Annotated in this window: 19 protein-coding genes; 9 read left to right on the top strand and 10 right to left on the bottom strand. The window is 71.4% G+C overall.

All coding sequences use genetic code 11. The features are described from left to right. The 5 genes from CF8_RS09730 to CF8_RS09750 all read left to right on the top strand — a co-directional run. Positions 1 to 750, top strand: a 750-nt coding sequence (locus CF8_RS09730; protein ID WP_036490687.1) for a CoA transferase subunit A, incomplete at its 5' end; no start/stop codon positions are given. Beyond that, complete coding sequence (locus CF8_RS09735) at positions 747 to 1,502, top strand: CoA-transferase subunit beta (RefSeq protein ID WP_010832949.1); 756 nt, start codon at positions 747 to 749, stop codon at positions 1,500 to 1,502. The genes CF8_RS09730 and CF8_RS09735, both read left to right, overlap by 4 nt. After that, on the top strand, positions 1,499 to 2,566 hold the full coding sequence (locus CF8_RS09740) for an NAD(P)H-dependent flavin oxidoreductase (RefSeq protein ID WP_010832950.1): 1,068 nt from the start codon (positions 1,499 to 1,501) through the stop codon (positions 2,564 to 2,566). The genes CF8_RS09735 and CF8_RS09740 overlap by 4 nt, the downstream gene beginning before the upstream one ends. Before the next feature lie 52 nt (positions 2,567 to 2,618). Beyond that, positions 2,619 to 4,205, top strand: a complete 1,587-nt coding sequence (locus CF8_RS09745; protein ID WP_036492760.1) for a FadD3 family acyl-CoA ligase — start codon at positions 2,619 to 2,621, stop codon at positions 4,203 to 4,205. Next, complete coding sequence (locus CF8_RS09750; protein WP_010832952.1) at positions 4,202 to 5,062, top strand: enoyl-CoA hydratase; 861 nt, start codon at positions 4,202 to 4,204, stop codon at positions 5,060 to 5,062. The genes CF8_RS09745 and CF8_RS09750 overlap by 4 nt, the downstream gene beginning before the upstream one ends. 30 nt (positions 5,063 to 5,092) lie before the next feature. Here CF8_RS09750 and CF8_RS09755 read toward each other — a convergent pair whose 3' ends face one another. The 3 genes from CF8_RS09755 to CF8_RS09765 are packed head-to-tail and all read right to left on the bottom strand — an operon-like array spanning position 5,093 to position 8,152. Beyond that, positions 5,093 to 5,830, bottom strand: a complete 738-nt coding sequence (locus CF8_RS09755; RefSeq protein ID WP_010832953.1) for a sulfite exporter TauE/SafE family protein — start codon at positions 5,828 to 5,830, stop codon at positions 5,093 to 5,095. Further along, on the bottom strand, positions 5,823 to 6,755 hold the full coding sequence (locus CF8_RS21525; protein WP_010832954.1) for a nuclear transport factor 2 family protein: 933 nt from the start codon (positions 6,753 to 6,755) through the stop codon (positions 5,823 to 5,825). The genes CF8_RS09755 and CF8_RS21525 overlap by 8 nt, the downstream gene beginning before the upstream one ends. Beyond that, a complete protein-coding gene (locus CF8_RS09765; protein ID WP_010832955.1) occupies positions 6,752 to 8,152 on the bottom strand; it encodes an FAD-dependent oxidoreductase in 1,401 nt (466 codons plus the stop codon). The genes CF8_RS21525 and CF8_RS09765 overlap by 4 nt, the downstream gene beginning before the upstream one ends. An 87-nt stretch (positions 8,153 to 8,239) precedes the next feature. Here CF8_RS09765 and CF8_RS09770 point away from each other — a divergent pair, with 87 nt between their 5' ends. Continuing rightward, positions 8,240 to 8,719, top strand: coding sequence for a nuclear transport factor 2 family protein (locus CF8_RS09770; RefSeq protein ID WP_010832956.1), 480 nt, complete (start codon positions 8,240 to 8,242; stop codon positions 8,717 to 8,719). Here CF8_RS09770 and npdG read toward each other — a convergent pair. Next, positions 8,688 to 9,362, bottom strand: coding sequence for an NADPH-dependent F420 reductase (gene npdG / locus CF8_RS09775; RefSeq protein WP_010832957.1), 675 nt, complete (start codon positions 9,360 to 9,362; stop codon positions 8,688 to 8,690). The genes CF8_RS09770 and npdG overlap by 32 nt on opposite strands. Before the next feature lie 187 nt (positions 9,363 to 9,549). Here npdG and CF8_RS09780 point away from each other — a divergent pair, with 187 nt between their 5' ends. Then, entirely contained in the window at positions 9,550 to 10,032 is a 483-nt protein-coding gene (locus CF8_RS09780) for a CinA family protein (RefSeq protein ID WP_010832958.1), read from the top strand. Here CF8_RS09780 and CF8_RS09785 read toward each other — a convergent pair. Further along, positions 10,015 to 10,479: a DUF4383 domain-containing protein gene (locus CF8_RS09785; RefSeq protein ID WP_036492765.1), complete on the bottom strand. Its 465-nt coding sequence runs from the start codon at positions 10,477 to 10,479 to the stop codon at positions 10,015 to 10,017. The two genes, CF8_RS09780 and CF8_RS09785, sit on opposite strands and share 18 nt — an antisense overlap. 160 nt (positions 10,480 to 10,639) lie before the next feature. On the opposite strand from CF8_RS09785, the gene CF8_RS20905 reads away from it, so the two are divergent. Beyond that, on the top strand, positions 10,640 to 11,302 hold the full coding sequence (locus CF8_RS20905; RefSeq protein ID WP_010832960.1) for a M23 family metallopeptidase: 663 nt from the start codon (positions 10,640 to 10,642) through the stop codon (positions 11,300 to 11,302). A 51-nt stretch (positions 11,303 to 11,353) separates the two neighbouring features. Further along, positions 11,354 to 11,563, top strand: a complete 210-nt coding sequence (locus CF8_RS09795; protein ID WP_036490688.1) for a hypothetical protein — start codon at positions 11,354 to 11,356, stop codon at positions 11,561 to 11,563. A gap of 9 nt (positions 11,564 to 11,572) precedes the next feature. Here the strand turns inward: CF8_RS09795 and der are convergent, their stop codons facing one another. The 5 genes from der to aroH are packed head-to-tail and all read right to left on the bottom strand — an operon-like array spanning position 11,573 to position 15,839. Beyond that, positions 11,573 to 12,913: a ribosome biogenesis GTPase Der gene (der, locus tag CF8_RS09800; RefSeq protein WP_010832961.1), complete on the bottom strand. Its 1,341-nt coding sequence runs from the start codon at positions 12,911 to 12,913 to the stop codon at positions 11,573 to 11,575. After that, the gene (locus CF8_RS20910) at positions 12,910 to 13,707 is read right to left on the bottom strand and encodes a lysophospholipid acyltransferase family protein (protein WP_010832962.1); all 798 of its coding nucleotides are present in this window, start codon (positions 13,705 to 13,707) and stop codon (positions 12,910 to 12,912) included. The genes der and CF8_RS20910 overlap by 4 nt, the downstream gene beginning before the upstream one ends. After that, positions 13,704 to 14,375 (bottom strand): (d)CMP kinase, encoded by a 672-nt coding sequence (gene cmk / locus CF8_RS09810; protein ID WP_010832963.1) that lies wholly within the window; start codon positions 14,373 to 14,375, stop codon positions 13,704 to 13,706. The genes CF8_RS20910 and cmk overlap by 4 nt, the downstream gene beginning before the upstream one ends. Positions 14,376 to 14,386: 11 nt before the next feature. Beyond that, entirely contained in the window at positions 14,387 to 15,460 is a 1,074-nt protein-coding gene (locus CF8_RS09815) for a prephenate dehydrogenase (protein ID WP_010832964.1), read from the bottom strand. Continuing rightward, the gene (gene aroH / locus CF8_RS09820) at positions 15,453 to 15,839 is read right to left on the bottom strand and encodes a chorismate mutase (RefSeq protein ID WP_010832965.1); all 387 of its coding nucleotides are present in this window, start codon (positions 15,837 to 15,839) and stop codon (positions 15,453 to 15,455) included. The genes CF8_RS09815 and aroH overlap by 8 nt, the downstream gene beginning before the upstream one ends. Between the last annotated feature and the right edge of the window lie 144 nt (positions 15,840 to 15,983).

Here is a 15,983-nt window from a genome sequence, read left to right on the forward strand (position 1 = left end):
CTGCGCTCCGACCTCACCGACCTGACGATCGTGTCGTGGGGCGGCGCCGACGTCGGCCTGCTCGCCGATGCCGGCAAGATCAAGCGGCTCGTCTACGCCTTCGTCTCCCTCGACTCGATCCCCCTCGAGCCGCTGTTCGCCAGGGCCCGCCAGGACGCGACCATCCCGGAGGTCTGCGAGTGGGACGAGGGCATGTTCTTCACCGGCCTCAAGGCCGCGTCCGAGCGCCTGCCCTTCCTGCCGATGCGCGCCGGGCTCGGCTCCGACGTGCTCGTCAACAACCCCGACATCACGACGATCACGAGTCCGTACGGCGATGGCGAGACGTTCGTCGCCGTACCGGCCTTGAAGCTGGATGCCGCGCTCGTCCACCTCAACCGCGCCGACGCGCACGGCAACGCGACCTACCTCGGGCCCGACCCCTACTTCGACGACCTCTTCGCGATGGCCGCCGACGAGGTCTACGTGTCCTGCGAGCAGGTCGTCGACACCGCCGGGCTCACCCTCGACACCCCCGTCCAGCGGCTGCTGCTCAGCCGGATGCTGGTCACCGGGGTGGTCGAGACGCCCAACGGCGCCCACTTCACCACCTGCACGCCCGACTACGAGCGGGACGAGAAGTTCCAGCGCCACTACGCCACGAGCGCTGCCGACCCCGAGGCGTGGAGCGCGTTCAAGCAGCGGTTCCTGTCCGGCAACGAGGCCGCCTACCAAGCAGCCGTCGCTGCGTTCGCAGAGGAGCAGGCATGAACGACATCACCCGCGCGGAGGTCTGCGCCACCGCCGTCGCCGACGCGTTCAAGGACGACGGCGAGATCTTCGGCTCCCCCATGGGCATCATGCCGATGCTCGGGGTGCGGCTGGCCAAGCTGACCTCCAACCCCGACCTGGTGATCTCCGACGGTGAGTCGCTGTTCCTCGCCGGTGTCCCCCCGCTGTTCGCGAAGGCCGAGGTCGTCGAGGGCTGGATCCCGTTCCGCCGCGTCTTCGACGTGGTCGCCCACGGCCGGCGGCACGTGATGATGGGCGCCACCCAGATCGACCGCCACGGCAACCAGAACATCTCCGCGATCGGCGACTTCGCCCGTCCGAAGCGCCAGCTGCTGGGCAGCCGCGGTGCCCCCGGCAACACCGTCAACAACCGCACGTCCTACTGGGTGCCCAGGCACTCGCCGCGCGTCTTCGTCGAGCGGGTCGACGTCGTCACCGGCGTCGGGCCCAGGCTGGCGAAGGAAGCCGGACCGGCGGCGTCGACGTACAACGACATCCACCGGATCGTCACCGACCTCGCCGTCCTCGACGTCGGCGGTCCCGATGACACGGTGCGACTCCTGTCCACCCACCCCGGCGTCAGCGTCGAGGAGGTCCGGGCGGCGACAGGCTTCGAGGTCCACGTGCCCACCGACGTCACGACCACGCGCGAACCCACGCCCGGCGAGCTGATGCTGATCCGTGAGGTGCTCGACCCGCGCGGGCTCCGCACCAAGGAGGTCTCGACGTGATCGCGCAGCTGCTGAGGACCCCGCTGACCGAGCTCACCGGCGTCCGGCACCCGGTCGTGCAGACCGGCATGGGCTGGGTCGCAGGTCCGCGCCTGGTCAGCGGCACCGCCAACGCCGGCGGCCTCGGCATCCTCGCCAGCGCGACCATGACGATCGCCCAGCTGGAGGCCGCGATCATCGAGGTGAAGGGCCGCACGGACGCGCCGTTCGGCGTCAACCTGCGCGCTGACGCGGCCGATGCCCCGGCCCGTTGCGACCTGCTGATCGAGCACGGCGTGAAGGTGGCCAGCTTCGCGCTGGCTCCGAAGCCCGAGCTGATCGCGAGGCTCAAGGAGCACGACATCGTCGTCATCCCGAGCGTCGGCCTGCCCAAGCACGCGGTCAAGGTCGCGAGCTGGGGCGCCGACGCGGTGATGATCCAGGGCGGCGAGGGTGGCGGGCACACCGGCAGCGTGCCGACGTCGCTGCTGCTGCCGACCGTGCTCGATGCCGTGGACATCCCGGTGATCGCGGCCGGTGGCTACTTCGACGGCCGCGGCCTCGCTGCCGCACTGGCGTACGGCGCCGCCGGCATCGGCATGGGCACGCGGTTCCTGCTCACGGCGGACAGCGCCGTACCCGACGCAGTGAAGCGGTTGTATCTCGACCACGACCTCAACGGCACCGTCGTCACCGACAAGGTCGACGGCATGCCGCACCGGATGCTGCGCACGCCGCTGGTCGACGAGATCGAGGAGTCCTCGCGGCTCAGGAGGCTGACCCCGACCGTGCGGCGCACCCTGGAGTTCAAGCGCGACTCGGGCATGTCCTGGCGCCAGCTCGCCGTCGACGGCCGGGCGATGCGCAAGGCGCAGGGCCGGTCCCTGGCCCAGATGACCCTCGCCGCGAACACCCCGACGATGCTGAAGGCCGGCCTCGTCGACGGGGACACCGGCGCCGGCGTGCTCGCCGCGGGCCAGGTCGTCGGCGTGCTGGACGACCTGCCAACCTGCGAGGAGCTGATCGACCGGGTCGTCACCCAGGCAGCTGACAGCATGCGACGCAGTCACAGCCTGCTCGCGTGACGAGTCCCGGACCCACCAGACGCCCCCACACGACCAAGGAGTGGAACAGATCATGACCCAACCCCGGCCGACGACGCTGCCGCAGGCGCTGCTGCACGCGGCTGAGCGACACGGTGACCGGCCGGCCGTCGTGGACGGCGACCGGTCGAGGTCCTGGGCGGCGCTGCGCGATGACGTACGGCGAACCGCGGCCGCCTACGTCCGGCTGGGCCTGGCACCGGGCGACCGGGTGGCGATCTGGGCCCCCAACAGCCTGGAGTGGGTCGTCGCGGCACTCGCCGTGAGCCATGCCGGAGCCGCGCTGGTCCCGATCAACACCCGCTACAAGGGCCACGAGGTCGTGGACGTGCTGCGCCGGACCGGGGCGACGCTCGTCGTCGTGGCGGACGGCTTCCTCGGACGTTCCCAGCTCGACGAGCTGTCCGCCGCCGCGGATGACGACGGGACCGGGCTCCCCGACCTGCGTGTGGTCGTCCGGATCGGCCACGGGGACCCGGCCACGGGGGTGCACGCGTTCGACGACCTCGCGGCCCTCGCCGATGACGCGTCACTCACCGAGACGGATCGGCGAGCCGCCGCGGTCGACGCCGACGACGTCGCCGACATCCTCTTCACGTCCGGCACCACCGGCCGGTCGAAGGGTGTGGTCTCCGCGCACCGGCAGACCGTCGAGGCGGCGCGCCTCTGGGGCTCGACCTGCGGGGTGACCGAGGAGGACCGCTACCTCGTCGTCAACCCGTTCTTCCACTCCTTCGGCTACAAGGCGGGGATCGTGGTGGCGTTGCTCAGCGGCTGCTGCCTCTACCCGCAGGCCACGTTCGACGTCGACGAGACGCTGCGGTTGATCGGCGAGGAGCGGATCACGGTGCTGCCGGGCGCCCCGACGATCTTCACCTCGCTCTTCGCCTCCCCCGGCCTCGCCTCGATCGACCGGTCGTCGCTGCGGATCGCAGTGACCGGCGCAGCGTCGGTCCCGGTGGCGCTGGTCGAGCGGATGCAGGCCGAGCTGGGCTTCGACCACGTGTTGACCGCCTTCGGCATGACCGAGTGCGTGGTCGCCACGATGTGCCGCCCGGGAGATCCCGACGCCCTGGTGGCCAGCACGTGCGGCGCCCCCGTCCCGGGAGTGGAGGTGCGGATCGTCGACCCGGAGACCGGGGCGGTCGTGGACCCCGGCGACGAGGGCGAGGTGCAGTTCCGCGGCGACATGGTGATGGTGGGCTACCTCGACGACGAGGAGGCGACCGCCCAGGCGATCGACCGGGACGGCTGGCTGCACACGGGCGACGTGGGCAGGGTGGACGAGCAGGACCACCTGACGATCACCGACCGGCTCAAGGACATGTACATCTCCGGCGGCTTCAACGTCTATCCAGCCGAGGTCGAGCAGGCACTGGCGCGGCTCGACGGCGTGGTCGAGTCCGCCGTCGTCGGCATGCCTGACGAGCGGATGGGCGAGGTCGGCCGAGCATTCGTCGTACGAACCTCCGACGAGGCGCTCGGCGCCGACGAGGTGACGAGCTTCCTGCGCGAGCGGGTCGCGAACTTCAAGATGCCACGTGACGTGGTCTTCATCGATCAGCTGCCGCGGAACGCGGCAGGCAAGGTGCTGAAGGACGAGCTGAGGAGCAAGCCATGACCAACGAACCAGAGGTCACCTACGAGGTGACGGGTGCCGTGGCGCGGATCAGGTTGAACCGCCCGGAGTACCGCAACGCGCAGAACTCGGCGATGACCTACGCGCTGGACGACGCCTTCCGGCGGGCGACCGACGACGACAACGTCGCGGTGATCGTGCTGTCCGGCAACGGCGACCACTTCTCGGCCGGTCACGACATCGGCACGCCCGGGCGCGACGTCGACGTCGAGTTCGAGCGCCGGGCCGTCATCCACTGGACGCACGTCGGCAAGGAGGGCGGCGACCTCCGCTACGCACGCGAGTCCGAGGTCTACCTGGGCATGTGCCGCCGCTGGCGCGAGGTGCCCAAGCCGGTGATCGCGATGGTGCACGGCGCCTGCATCGCGGGCGGCCTGATGCTCGCCTGGGCGTGCGACTTCATCGTCGCCTCCGAGGACGCGTTCTTCTCCGACCCGGTGGTCCGGATGGGCATCCCGGGCGTCGAGTACTTCGCCCACCCCTGGGTGATGAACCCGCGCGCTGCCAAGGAGTTCCTCTTCACCGGCGACCGGTTCACGGCCACCCGGGCGCAGGAGCTCGGCATGGTCAACCAGGTCGTGCCGCGCGACGACCTCGAGGAGACCGTCCTCGCGATGGCCGGGCGGATCGCCCAGATGCCCCGCTTCGGGCTGGCGCTGACGAAGAAGGCGGTCAACCAGGCCGAGGACCTGCAGGGCATGCGTTCCGGCATGGACTCGGTCTTCGGACTTCACCACTTCGCCCACGCCCACAACGCGGAGGTCTCCAGCGACTCGCTGGGCGGCCTGGACGCGAAGGGCATGGCGGCGAAGAACAAGGAGCAGGCGACCAAGGACTGATGGGCTGGCCGGGAGGGCCGTCGTCGAGGGCTAGGCGCCCACGAACACGTTGCCGAGAGCCACCACCGCGGTGACGACCAGTCCCGAGAGGACGATGGACCGGAACTGCTCCGGGGAGAGCCGCTGGAAGATCCGGTTGCCGACCGCCCAGCCTGCCGGCAGGCCGACGACGCCTCCGGCGATCGCGGCCAGAGTGGTGGCGTGCAGCTGCCCGGTCAGGGCGAAGGCCGTCACCGCGACTGCACCCTGGCCGCAGAAGACCGCCTGGAGGGTCGCGCGGAACCTACGGGGTGGGAGGCCGGCCGCTTGGAGCGACAGGACGAGCGGCGGGCCGTTCATCCCGGTCGCGGTCAGCAGCAGGCCGCTGGTCACACCCGAGGCCCACACGGAGCGGCGTCCCGTGGGCAGCACCACCCTGCTCCACATCAGTGCGACCGCGACGAGCAGCGCGACCGCGACCACGAGCGTCAGGGTCCGGTCGTCGGCACGGGTGAGCACGAGCAGCCCGCACGGCATGCCGAGCACGCCGGCGACCGTGAGCGTCCGGGCCAGGGGCAGGTCGACCTCGGACGGCTCGCGGCGCCAGGCGCGGGCCGAGATCACCATGCTGATCACCGTGGCGGCCACCACGGCGGTCGACGGCCCGACCGCGAGGGCGAGCAGCGGCACGGCCACCAGGGCCGACCCGAACCCGCTCACTGCCTGGGCCAGGGCCGCCAGCAGGAACACCACGACGCCGATGCCGGCGACGACCAGGAGCTCAGTCACCGAACGCGACGACCCCGGCCGTGATCGCCTGGCGACCGTCGCTGACCAGGACGCCCAGGATGTCGGCGCCCTCACGGGTCACCGGCTCGCCCGGTGCGGGCTCGGCGTAGACGATGAACGACTGCTGCTCGGGCCGCTGGCCGGTCGGCGATGAGCCGCGGACGACGTATTCCGAGACACCGTCGATCGCGGCTCGGCGGTGCACGTTGTCGGGGTTGTCGATGCCATAACCGGAGCCGGGGACGCTGAGCGCCGCCCACTCGTGCGCGGCGTTGGCCAGCCACAGGAGCTCGGGGTTCGCCGGGTCGTCGATCACGGCATACAGCGCGGCGACGAAGGCGATCGCCTCGGCAGCAGAGTCCACCGAGGCCAGACCGCTGGGGGTCGCAGCCTGCGTGTCGGCGCGATAGAGCTCCCGGACTCCGTCGGCCGCGCGTCGCACCGGCTCGGAGCGCCACAGCTCGAGCGCACGCGCCTCGAGAGCGAGCTGCTGCGGGGTGTCGAGCGCCCCCTGTTGATCGGTTGGACGAAGCACTCCGAAGTCCCCTCTATCGATCCTGATCTCGAACTTCCTGCGCACGATGCGCCACCCACCGGGGCCGGGGACCCAGGAGTCGTCGTAGTCCCCCAGGCACTCGTAGGACGATCCTGCCTTCGGGCCGGCGCCGACGTGGTGGACGCGTGCAGAGCTGAGCGACCGGGCCGTGTCGCCATCGATGGTGACGCGGTGGTTGCCCAGCAGGTGCTGGGTCGGGCCGCACCCACCGAGGTGGGCCTGCATCTGCGCCACGATGGCGTCGGGCCCGGAGCTGCTGTAGGCGAACGCGTCCGGCGCCAGCAACGAGCGGATCGTCGCCCAGTCGCGTTGATCGGTCGCAGTCGCGAACGCAGCCAGCGCCTCGACGATCTCGTCGCGGGCGCTCACGAGCCCGCCGCCGTACGCCCTGCTCGACGGCCGAAGAAGGTGCCGTCGCCCAGCGAGGTCCCGCTGATGTAGCCCTCGCCGTGCATCCCGGACGAGGCTCGGCCGGCGGCGAAGAGCCCCGGGATCGGGTCCCCCGCGAGCGACAGCACCGAGCCGTCCGGCGTCGTGTGCAGCCCACCCAGGGTCAAGCCGGAGAACCCGGTCCCGGAGACCGTGCTCTCGGTGGCGTTGAACCCGAGCCGGGGGTCGACCGCAGCCAGGCCGCCGGTGAGCGGGCGCAGCCAGCGGGAGTCCTTGTGGAACACGGGATCCTGGCCGTTGGCCGCGTCCCGGTTGTAGGCCGCGACGGTCGCCTCGAGCGCCCCGTTCGGCAGACCCAGCTCGGCGCCGAGCTCCTCGGCCGTCTCGGCTGCGAAGGAGGGGCGCACGCCCCACGGGTCGGCGATCGCGTCGTAGCCGGCCTCGTCGATGATCACCCAGCAGGGGCCGGGCTGGTGAAGGGCGGCGTGGCTGTAGAGGCCCGGATAGACGTCCTCGTTGATGAACCGCTGCCCCCGCGCGTTGACCAGCATCCCGCGACAGACCATCTCTGGCAGGGCGGTGTAGGCCGCCTCCACCATCGACATCCGGCGGGTGGCCGCACCGACGGCCTGCGCCATCAGGATCCCGCTGCCGTCGTCGAGCCCGTCACTGACCTTGCCGTGACCGAGGAGGTACGGCGCATGGTCGGCCAGCATCTGGTCGTTGTCGACGAAGCCGCCGGTCGTGAGGACCACGGCGTCCGCCTCGAACGAGACGTCCGCGCCGTAGCGACGCGCCCTCACGCCCACGACCCGGCCGTCCTCGACGACGAGCGACGTGGCGCGGGTGTCGACCTCGACCTGGACCCCCAGGGACGTCGCGTGCGCGATCAGCGCGTCCATCACGACCTGCCCGGCGAAGTAGGGCGCCCTGCCGCGGTGGCCACGAGGCGCCGGCTTGGCGATCTCGTTGTAGGGCCAGGCGTCCTCGCCCAGCCACATCAGTCCGTCGGTGGTCGGCGGCATCCAGGTCGGCCCCTCGAAGAGGCTGTGCTGGAAGTCGATGCCGCACGCGACGAGCCAGTCGAAGTGCTCGACGGAGCCGTCGCAGTAGAGCCGGAGCTTCTCGGTGTCCGCGTGCGGGCCCAGAGCGGCGGACAGGAAGGCGAACATGTCGTCAGGGGTGTCGCTGACTCCGCAGGCGCGCTGCACCGCCGTGCCGCCACCGAGGTAGATCTCGCCACCCGACAGCGCTGACGACCCTCCCGGACCACTCGCCCGCTCCAGCACGCGGACGGAGGCTCCCGAGGAGGCGGCAGCGATCGCGGCCGCGGCACCGGCGGCGCTCACCGGGCTGCGCGCGGCCGGGGCGACCATCGCCGGTGCCGCGATCGCGGCCGACTCGGTGGAGCACTACTGCGACCAGCTCGCAGCCTTGGCCGTCATCGGCGACAAGGTCGGCGAATGAGCGACCTGGCCGCACTCGAGGCCCGGCTCCAGCGGCTCGAGGACCAGGCGGAGATCGCCCGGCTGATCGCGTCCTACGGTCCGCTGGTCGACGCCGGCTCGGCTGCGGGCGTCGCCGCACTGTGGGAGCCCGAGGGCGTCTACGACGTCGACGAGCTCGTGATGAACGGTCGCGACGAGATCGTGGCGATGGTCGAGTCGGCGAACCACCAGGGCTGGATCACGGGCGGGTGCGCCCACTTCGTCGGCCCGCCGGTCGTGACCGTGTCGGGCGACGAGGCGCTGGCTGTCTGCCACTCCCTGATGATCGTCAACCAGGACGGACGATTCGTCGTACGCCGCGCGACGGCCAACCACTGGCGGTTGAGGCGCGGAGAGAGTGGCTGGCAGGTCGCGGTGCGGACCAACCGGGTGCTCGACGGGAGGCCCGAGTCCCCCGCCCTGCTCAGCGAGGCAGGGTGCGAGCAAGACCGGTGACGGCGATGCCGGAGCGGGTCTTGTAGCGCCGGTTCACGGAGATGAGCACGGCCGTCAGCGGTTCGAGCTGGCGGGCCAGCCGGAGGTGGCCGGCGTCGATGCCCTGCTTGCCGGTGACCGTGGCGGCCAGCTCCATCACGACCGCCTTCGCGGTGCTGTCGTCGCCGCACACGAGCACGTCCTCGTGGTCGAGCACGTCCGCCTCACTGATCAGCGAGGCCGCGGACAGATGGTGGAAGGCACCGACCACGAGCGCGCCCGGCGCCAGCGCCTGGGCCTGCTCGGCAGCCGAGGTCGGCCCGAGGTCGAGCCCGAAGGGGCCGGACTTGTCGAAGCCGAGCGGGTTCACGCAGCTGACGACCACCTTGCCGTGCATCCGGTCGGCCAGCTCGGCGACGATGTCGTCGTGGCCGTCGTACGGAACGGCCAGGAGCACCAGGTCGGCCGCCTCCGCGGCCTTGGCGTTCGTCACCCCGATGACCGAGCCGGTGCCGACCAGCCGAGCCTGGAGCTCGTCGGCGGCCTCGACGGCGCGCTCTTCCGAGCGCGACCCGAGCAGCACGGCGTGACCCGCCTTGGCGAAGCGGTAGCCGAGCCCCTTGCCCTGGGGACCGGTGCCGCCGATGATCGCGATGATGAACAAGCCTTGCTCCCGTGTGGTCGGAGGAAGCGCAGCCCCTCGTGGACCGCGCCCGTCCAACGCAGCATCCGGCCCCGACGCGGCCCTCGGCTGATCGAGTCCCGATCACCGGGCCAAGGTTCAGCGCGGCCGGGCATGCTCGAACCGGTCCGGGGTACGACACGGGTCACCCGAACGAGGAGGTGCCTCCGTGGCGACTGGAACCTGGCATGACGAGGACGACGAGCAGGTCGTCGAACGCATCGCGGAGCTGGCCCTGCGCGCAGGGCGGACCATCGCCGTTGCGGAGTCGCTGACGGCCGGACACGTGTCGGCCCGCCTCGGCGCGGGGACCGACGCGGCGACGTGGTTCAAGGGCGCGGTGGTGGCCTACGACGAGGGCGTGAAGTTCAAGGTGCTCGGCGTGACCCCGGGCCCGGTGGTGACTGACTCCTGTGCGCGCCAGATGGCCGAGGGCGTACGGCACCTGCTCGGCGCCGACCTCGCGATCGGCATCACCGGCGTCGGCGGGCCGGGACCCGAGGAGGGACGTCCGGCCGGGACGGTCCACCTCGCAGAGGCCGGCCCGGACGGAACGCGGTCGCACGAGCACCACGTGCCCGGTGACCCGGGCGAGGTCATCGCCCGGGTCACCCGGCTCGCCCTCGAACGGTTCCTACACGTGCTCTCCTGACCGCAGGCCCCCGCCGGTCCCCCGGCCCAGCACCAGCCCGAGCGCGAGCATGCCGGCGCCCAGCGCCAGGTGCAGCCAGTTGTCGGCCGTGTTCAGCGGCACGAAGTTGGCCGCGGACGTCTTGTCCACCAGCAGCCCGAAGATCCACAGCACGAGGTAGATCGCACCTCCGCCGAGCAGGAACGCCCGCGCGGCCATGGATGTCCGGGCCATCAGCAGGCCGGCGACACCGAAGAGCAGGTGCACCGCGTTGTGCAGGATCGAGACCTGGAAGATCCCCAGCAGCTCGGCCCCCGACTCGTGGCCCGCCACCTCCAGGTCGTCGTAGTTGGTGGTCACCCCGGGGATGAACCCCAGGATCCCGACCAGCAGGAACACCGCCCCCACCAGCGCGGCGGACAGCTGGAGCGGAGTTCGCGTCGTCGTGCTCAAGTCATGGCTGACCATGGCCATCTCCTCATCTCGGGAACGGAACACAGGCGCGGTACCCGTTCGCGTCCGTCCCAACCGGCCGGACTGGACCGGCGGGCCGGATTCCCCGGTTTGCCCGCGAGGTCGCGGGACGGCGCCCACACTCGTGACGATGCACCGTTGAGAAGGGCCCGCCATGGATCTACGCCGCGCAGTCGCCGCGACCGTCCTCGTGTGCGCCGCGGTCGCGTTCGGCGCCGGGCCGGCGAGCGCCGTACCGGAGCAGGTCGAAGGAACCGCCGAGACGCGGGATCCCTCGGAGATCGCGCTCGAACGCCAGGTGCACGAGCGGGAGCTGGCCCTGACAGCGATGTTCGACGCGGCGGAGCGGCACGCGGAGGTGGAGGGCGTCCGGGCGGACCGCCTCGCGGCACTGGGCTACACCGGCAACCTCCCGGACCTGGAGCACGTCCTGCCGATCCACGACTACCACCTGTCGGCGGGCTTCGGGCTGACCGGACCGCTCTGGGAGAGCATCCACACCGGCGCCGACTTCGGCGCCACGACCGGCACCAGCCTCGTCGCGGTGGCGGACGGCACGGTCACGGAGGTGGCCTACGCCGGGTCCTACGGCAACCGCACGATCTTCACGCTCGAGGACGGCACCGAGCTCTGGTACTGCCACCAGCTCACCCCGCTCGCCAGCGCGGGAGCGCGGCTCGAGATCGGGGAGCCGATCGGGCTCGTCGGCTCGACCGGCAACTCGACGGGCCCACACCTGCACTTCGAGGTCAGGCCGGGCGGGGGCGCGCCGATCGACCCGATCGCCTGGCTGCGCTCGCTCGGCCTCGATCCGTGAGCCACCCCCAAGGATGATTTCTCGGGCGGGTGACTGGCCTAGGTTCGGGGCATGGCACGGATCATTGCTCTACTGGTGGTCATCTGGCTGGTGATCGGCATCGTCGCTGCCTATCAACGCGACTACTTCGCCGACAGTGACACCAACTGCGCGGAAGCCGGCAACATCGCCCTCACCGTCGTGGCCGGCCCACTCAACTACGTGGGCGTGAACCCGAAGGTCGACTGCAAGGAAGCCGACCTTCCGGAGCCCTCCAACTGAGCCAGCGCGTCAGCGCTTGCGCTTCTCGCGCGGCTTCTGGGTGATCACGATCGGCGTGCCGACGAAGCCGAACTCCTCGCGCAGGCGCCGCTCGATGAAGCGCTCGTAGGCGGCGTCGAGCTTGCCGCTGGTGAAGAGCACGAACGTCGGAGGAGCGGTCGAAGGCTGCGTGCCGAACAGGATCTTGGGCTGCTTGCCGCTGCGCACGGGGTGCGGGTGCTCCCCCACCAGCCGGCCGAGGAACGTGTTGAGCGCGCCGGTGCCGATGCGCGTCTCCCAGCCCGTGAGCGCCTTGTCGAGCGCGGGCACGAGCCGGTCGACGTGCCAGCCGGTCTTGGCGGTGATGTTGATCCGCGGCGCCCACTGCACCTGGACGAGGTCGCGCTCGACCTCGCGCTCGAGGTAGTAGCGGCGCTCGTCGTCGACGAGGTCCCACTTGTTGAAGGCGATGACCATGGCCCGGCCGGCGTCACGGATCGTCTGGATGATCCGCATGTCCTGCTCGGAGACGGTCTCACCGGCATCGAGGACGAGGACGGCGACCTCGGCCCGGTCGATGGCCGTCGACGTGCGCAGGGACGCGTAGAACTCGTGGCCCGACGCCTCCTTGACGCGCTTGCGGATGCCCGCCGTGTCGATGAAGCGCCAGGTGCGATCACCCATGGTGATGAGCTCGTCGACCGGGTCGACCGTGGTGCCGGCGACGTTGTCGACGACGACACGCTCGGAGCCGGCGAGCTTGTTGAGCAGGGAGGACTTGCCCACGTTGGGCTTGCCCACCAGGGCGATGCGACGCGGGCCACCGACCTCGCCGAAGCTCTGCGGGGGCGCCTCGGGCAGCGCGGCCATGATCGCGTCGAGCATGTCGCCCGAGCCGCGGCCGTGCAGCGCCGAGACCGCGAACGGCTCGCCGAGACCGAGGTTCCACAGGCCGAACGCCTCGGCCTCGGTGCGCATGTCGTCGACCTTGTTGGCCGCCAGCACGACCGGCTTGCCGGACTTGCGCAGGATCTTGACGACGGCCGCGTCGGAGTCGGTGATGCCGACCGTGGCGTCGACGACGAAGAGCACGGCATCGGCCAGCGACACCGCGACCTCCGCCTGCAGCGCGATCCGCTCGAAGAGTCCCTGCGCGTCGGGGTCCCAGCCACCGGTGTCGACCACTGTGAAGGCGCGGCCGTTCCAGTGGGCGTCGTAGGAGACCCGGTCGCGGGTGACTCCCGGCTTGTCCTCGACGACCGCCTCGCGGCGGCCGATGATGCGGTTGACCAACGTCGACTTCCCGACATTGGGGCGGCCGACGACGGCCAACACCGGAGTGGGGCCTGTGGGCTCGTCGTACTCGGTCATGATGCTCCCTGCTGGTCGGCCGGTGTGTCGGCCTGCTGATGTGGCGTGTCTGCCACGTTGTCTGTGTGATCGACGAACCCGGTGTCGGGTTCGATCTCGCGGTCCCCGACCGGCAACGGTCCGGGGAGGCGACGCCCGGTGAGGGCGAGGGCGCGGGCCTGTTGCTCGCGCAGGTGCTCCCAGAGCAACGTCGAGGTCGCCAGGGTGTGTTCCCGGGTGCGCGGCCAGGGGGTGCGTGTCGTGCGCCACGCCTCGCCGTACGAGATGTCGATGCGGGCCCCGCGCGGCGGCAGCGAGCCCGACGCACCACCGGGCAGGCGGGTGCCGACCTGGGTGACGGGGACGACGGGTGCGCCGGTGGCGAGGGCGAGATAGCTGACGCCGTGGTGGAAGACCTCGAGCTCACCGCTGCCGCGGGTGCCCTCGGGGAAGATCCCGATGGCGCCGCCGTCCTGCAGGACTCGCAGGCAGGCCTTGATCGCGCTGGGGTCGGCGCTGAAGCGGTTGAGCGGGATCTGACCGGCTCCCCTGAGGAAGCGCCCCAGCTTGCCGACGAACATCTCCTGCTTGGTGAGCGCGTGCACGGGGCGCGGCGCCATGATCGCGAGCAGCGGTCCGTCGAGCCAGCCGGCGTGGTTGGAGGCGAAGATGACGGGGCCGCTGGTGGGGACGTTGCCGATGCCGTGGACGCGCAGGTCCCAGCGGGCGCGGACGACCCTGCGGAAGACCGGTCGGAGTCCGTGCAGCAACGCCCGGCGCGGGTGGTGTGCGCTGGGCCGGGGCAGGTCGCTCACGCGTCTGCCTCGTGAACGGTCGCCTCCACCAGCGCGACGACCTGCGAGATGACCTCGTCGAGGGTGTACGGCGTGGTGTCGATGTGGACCGCGCGGTCAGCCATCGTCAGCGGCGCGGTGGCGCGGCCGGAGTCGATCCGGTCGCGGGCCAGGAGGGACTCCTGGGTCGCGGCGACGTCGCCGCCGGCCTCGGCTGCCCGGCGCATGGCGCGGGCCTCGGGGTCGGCGCTGAGGTAGAGCTTGACCGGGGCGTCGGGCGCGACGACCGAGCCGATGTCGCGGCCCTCGACGACGATGCCCTCGCCCGCGGCGATGATCTCGCGCTGCAGGTCGAGCAGGCGCGCGCGCACCGCGGGCACCGCGCTGACCGGGCTCACGGCGGCGTTGACCTCGTCGCTGCGGATGGCGACGGAGGCGTCCTGGCCGTCGACGGTGATCGTCGGGTCGAGCGGGTCGGTGCCGGACTCGATGAGGGGCTCGCCGGCGCGCGCGGCGATGGCATCGGGATCGCCCAGGTCGACGTCGTGGCTGAGCATCCACCACGTCATGGCGCGGAACATGGCGCCGGTGTCGAGGTAGCGCAGGCCGAGCCGGGCGGCGACGCCTCGAGAGGTGCTGGACTTGCCGGAGCCGGAGGGTCCATCAATGGCAACGACAAGGGAACTCACGGTAGGTGAGCCTACCGGTGAGTCGACCATCCACGAGATTCCAGAGCGCTCAACAGGTGCTCGGCGCGGCTCTCCTCGACGACGAGCTCGGTGAGGCCGACGGGCCGGCCGGGATCGTGGTCGATGTGCACGTCCTCGATGTTCACGCCGATCTCGCCCGCGTCGCCGAACAGCCGCGCCAGCTCGCCGGGGTTGTCGGGGACCGAGACGAAGATCGAGCGCATCGGCCGGACCGGGCCGCCGTGCTTGCCCGGGATGGCGCGGGTGCCGGTGACACCGGCGCTGAGGATGCGGTGCAGCACCTCGCGCTCGTCGTCGCGGACGGCGGCGATCAGGTCGTCGAGCTGGTCGCGCAGCTCGCCCAGGAGGTCGGTGACGGCGCCGGCGTTGGCCCCGAGGATCTGCTGCCACAGCGCGGGGTCGCTGGCGGCGATCCGGGTGACGTCACGCACGCCCTGCCCGGACAGCGCCAGGTGCTCGGCGGGAGCGCCCGCCAGGCGGCCGGCCACCAGGACGGCGGCGAGGTGGGGCAGGTGCGAGGTGCGCGCGACGGCCAGGTCGTGCTCGTCGGGGCTCAGGGTGGTGGCCACCGCGCCACAGAGCGCCACGAGCTCGCCCACCGCTGCGATCGCGCCCGGAGCCGAGGTCGCGTGGGGCGTGATCGCCCACGGGCGGCCGTCGAAGAGGGCGGCGCTCGCCGCGAGCGGTCCGGAGCGCTCGCTGCCGGCCATCGGGTGCGAGCCGACGTAGCGGCCCAGCTGTGCGGCATCGACGCGCTCCGTGACGTCGCGCAGCGGCCGGCTCTTGATGCTGCCCACATCGGTGACGAACGCGTCGCCGTCCTGGAGTGCGGCCACGATGGCGTCGGCCAGGTGGTCGGGGGGTACGGCGACCACGACCAGCACCGGCCGGTCGTCGGCCTGTTTCGGGCGACCCGCGCCGAGCCCGCTGGCGGTGCGGACGTGCTCGGCCGAGAGGTCGCTCAGCACGACGTCGATGCCGGCGCGGCGGCAGGCCAGCGCGATCGACGTACCGACCAGACCGGTGCCGACGATCTCGACCAGGCCCAGGGGTGAGTCAGTCATCGCCGGGGACGTCGCGTGTCTTGGTCAGGTCGCGACGCAGGTTGGCCGCGCCGTGGAGGTAGACGTGGGTGATGTCGGCGCGCGGCAGGTCGGTCTCGACGTGCGCCATCATCCGCACGCAGCGAGGCATGGAGCCTTCGATCTCGAGCTCACGCGCGCAGATCAGCGGCACGTCCCCGAAGCCGAGCCGGCGGGCGGCATAGGCGGGGAACTCGCTGACCAGGTCGCTGGTTGCGGTGAAGATGACGGAGATGAAGTCGTCGACGCTCAGGCCGTTGGCCGTCATCACGTCGGTCACCATCTCGGCCACCCGCTCGAGCATGTGCTCGCGGGTGTCCGCGTCGAGTTGGGTCGCGCCCCTGATTGCCCTGGTTGCCACGGGCGCAACCCTAGTCGCGAGGTCCCGGCCCTCGCGGCCCGCCGCCACAGCGTGAGCAGATCATCCCCGTCGAGCCGGGTCCGGCATACCGGACGTCTGGGCTGCTCCGCGCCGGGCAATGTCAATCGGTCGAAGCAATTTGGG

The organism is Nocardioides sp. CF8 (assembly GCF_000389985.1).
Classification (GTDB): Bacteria; Actinomycetota; Actinomycetes; order Propionibacteriales; family Nocardioidaceae; genus Nocardioides; species Nocardioides allogilvus.

What these genes read in the sequence shown, in the direction of transcription:
- CF8_RS09735 (WP_010832949.1), top strand. Translation starts at nt 747, where the DNA reads ATGAACGACATCACCCGCGCGGAGGTCTGCGCCACCGCCGTCGCCGAC.
- CF8_RS09745 (WP_036492760.1), top strand. Translation starts at nt 2,619, where the DNA reads ATGACCCAACCCCGGCCGACGACGCTGCCGCAGGCGCTGCTGCACGCG.
- CF8_RS09750 (WP_010832952.1), top strand. Translation starts at nt 4,202, where the DNA reads ATGACCAACGAACCAGAGGTCACCTACGAGGTGACGGGTGCCGTGGCG.
- CF8_RS09765 (WP_010832955.1), bottom strand. Translation starts at nt 8,152, where the DNA reads ATGGTCGCCCCGGCCGCGCGCAGCCCGGTGAGCGCCGCCGGTGCCGCG.
- CF8_RS09770 (WP_010832956.1), top strand. Translation starts at nt 8,240, where the DNA reads ATGAGCGACCTGGCCGCACTCGAGGCCCGGCTCCAGCGGCTCGAGGAC.
- CF8_RS09785 (WP_036492765.1), bottom strand. Translation starts at nt 10,479, where the DNA reads ATGGTCAGCCATGACTTGAGCACGACGACGCGAACTCCGCTCCAGCTG.
- CF8_RS20905 (WP_010832960.1), top strand. Translation starts at nt 10,640, where the DNA reads ATGGATCTACGCCGCGCAGTCGCCGCGACCGTCCTCGTGTGCGCCGCG.
- CF8_RS09795 (WP_036490688.1), top strand. Translation starts at nt 11,354, where the DNA reads ATGGCACGGATCATTGCTCTACTGGTGGTCATCTGGCTGGTGATCGGC.
- der (WP_010832961.1), bottom strand. Translation starts at nt 12,913, where the DNA reads ATGACCGAGTACGACGAGCCCACAGGCCCCACTCCGGTGTTGGCCGTC.
- CF8_RS09815 (WP_010832964.1), bottom strand. Translation starts at nt 15,460, where the DNA reads ATGACTGACTCACCCCTGGGCCTGGTCGAGATCGTCGGCACCGGTCTG.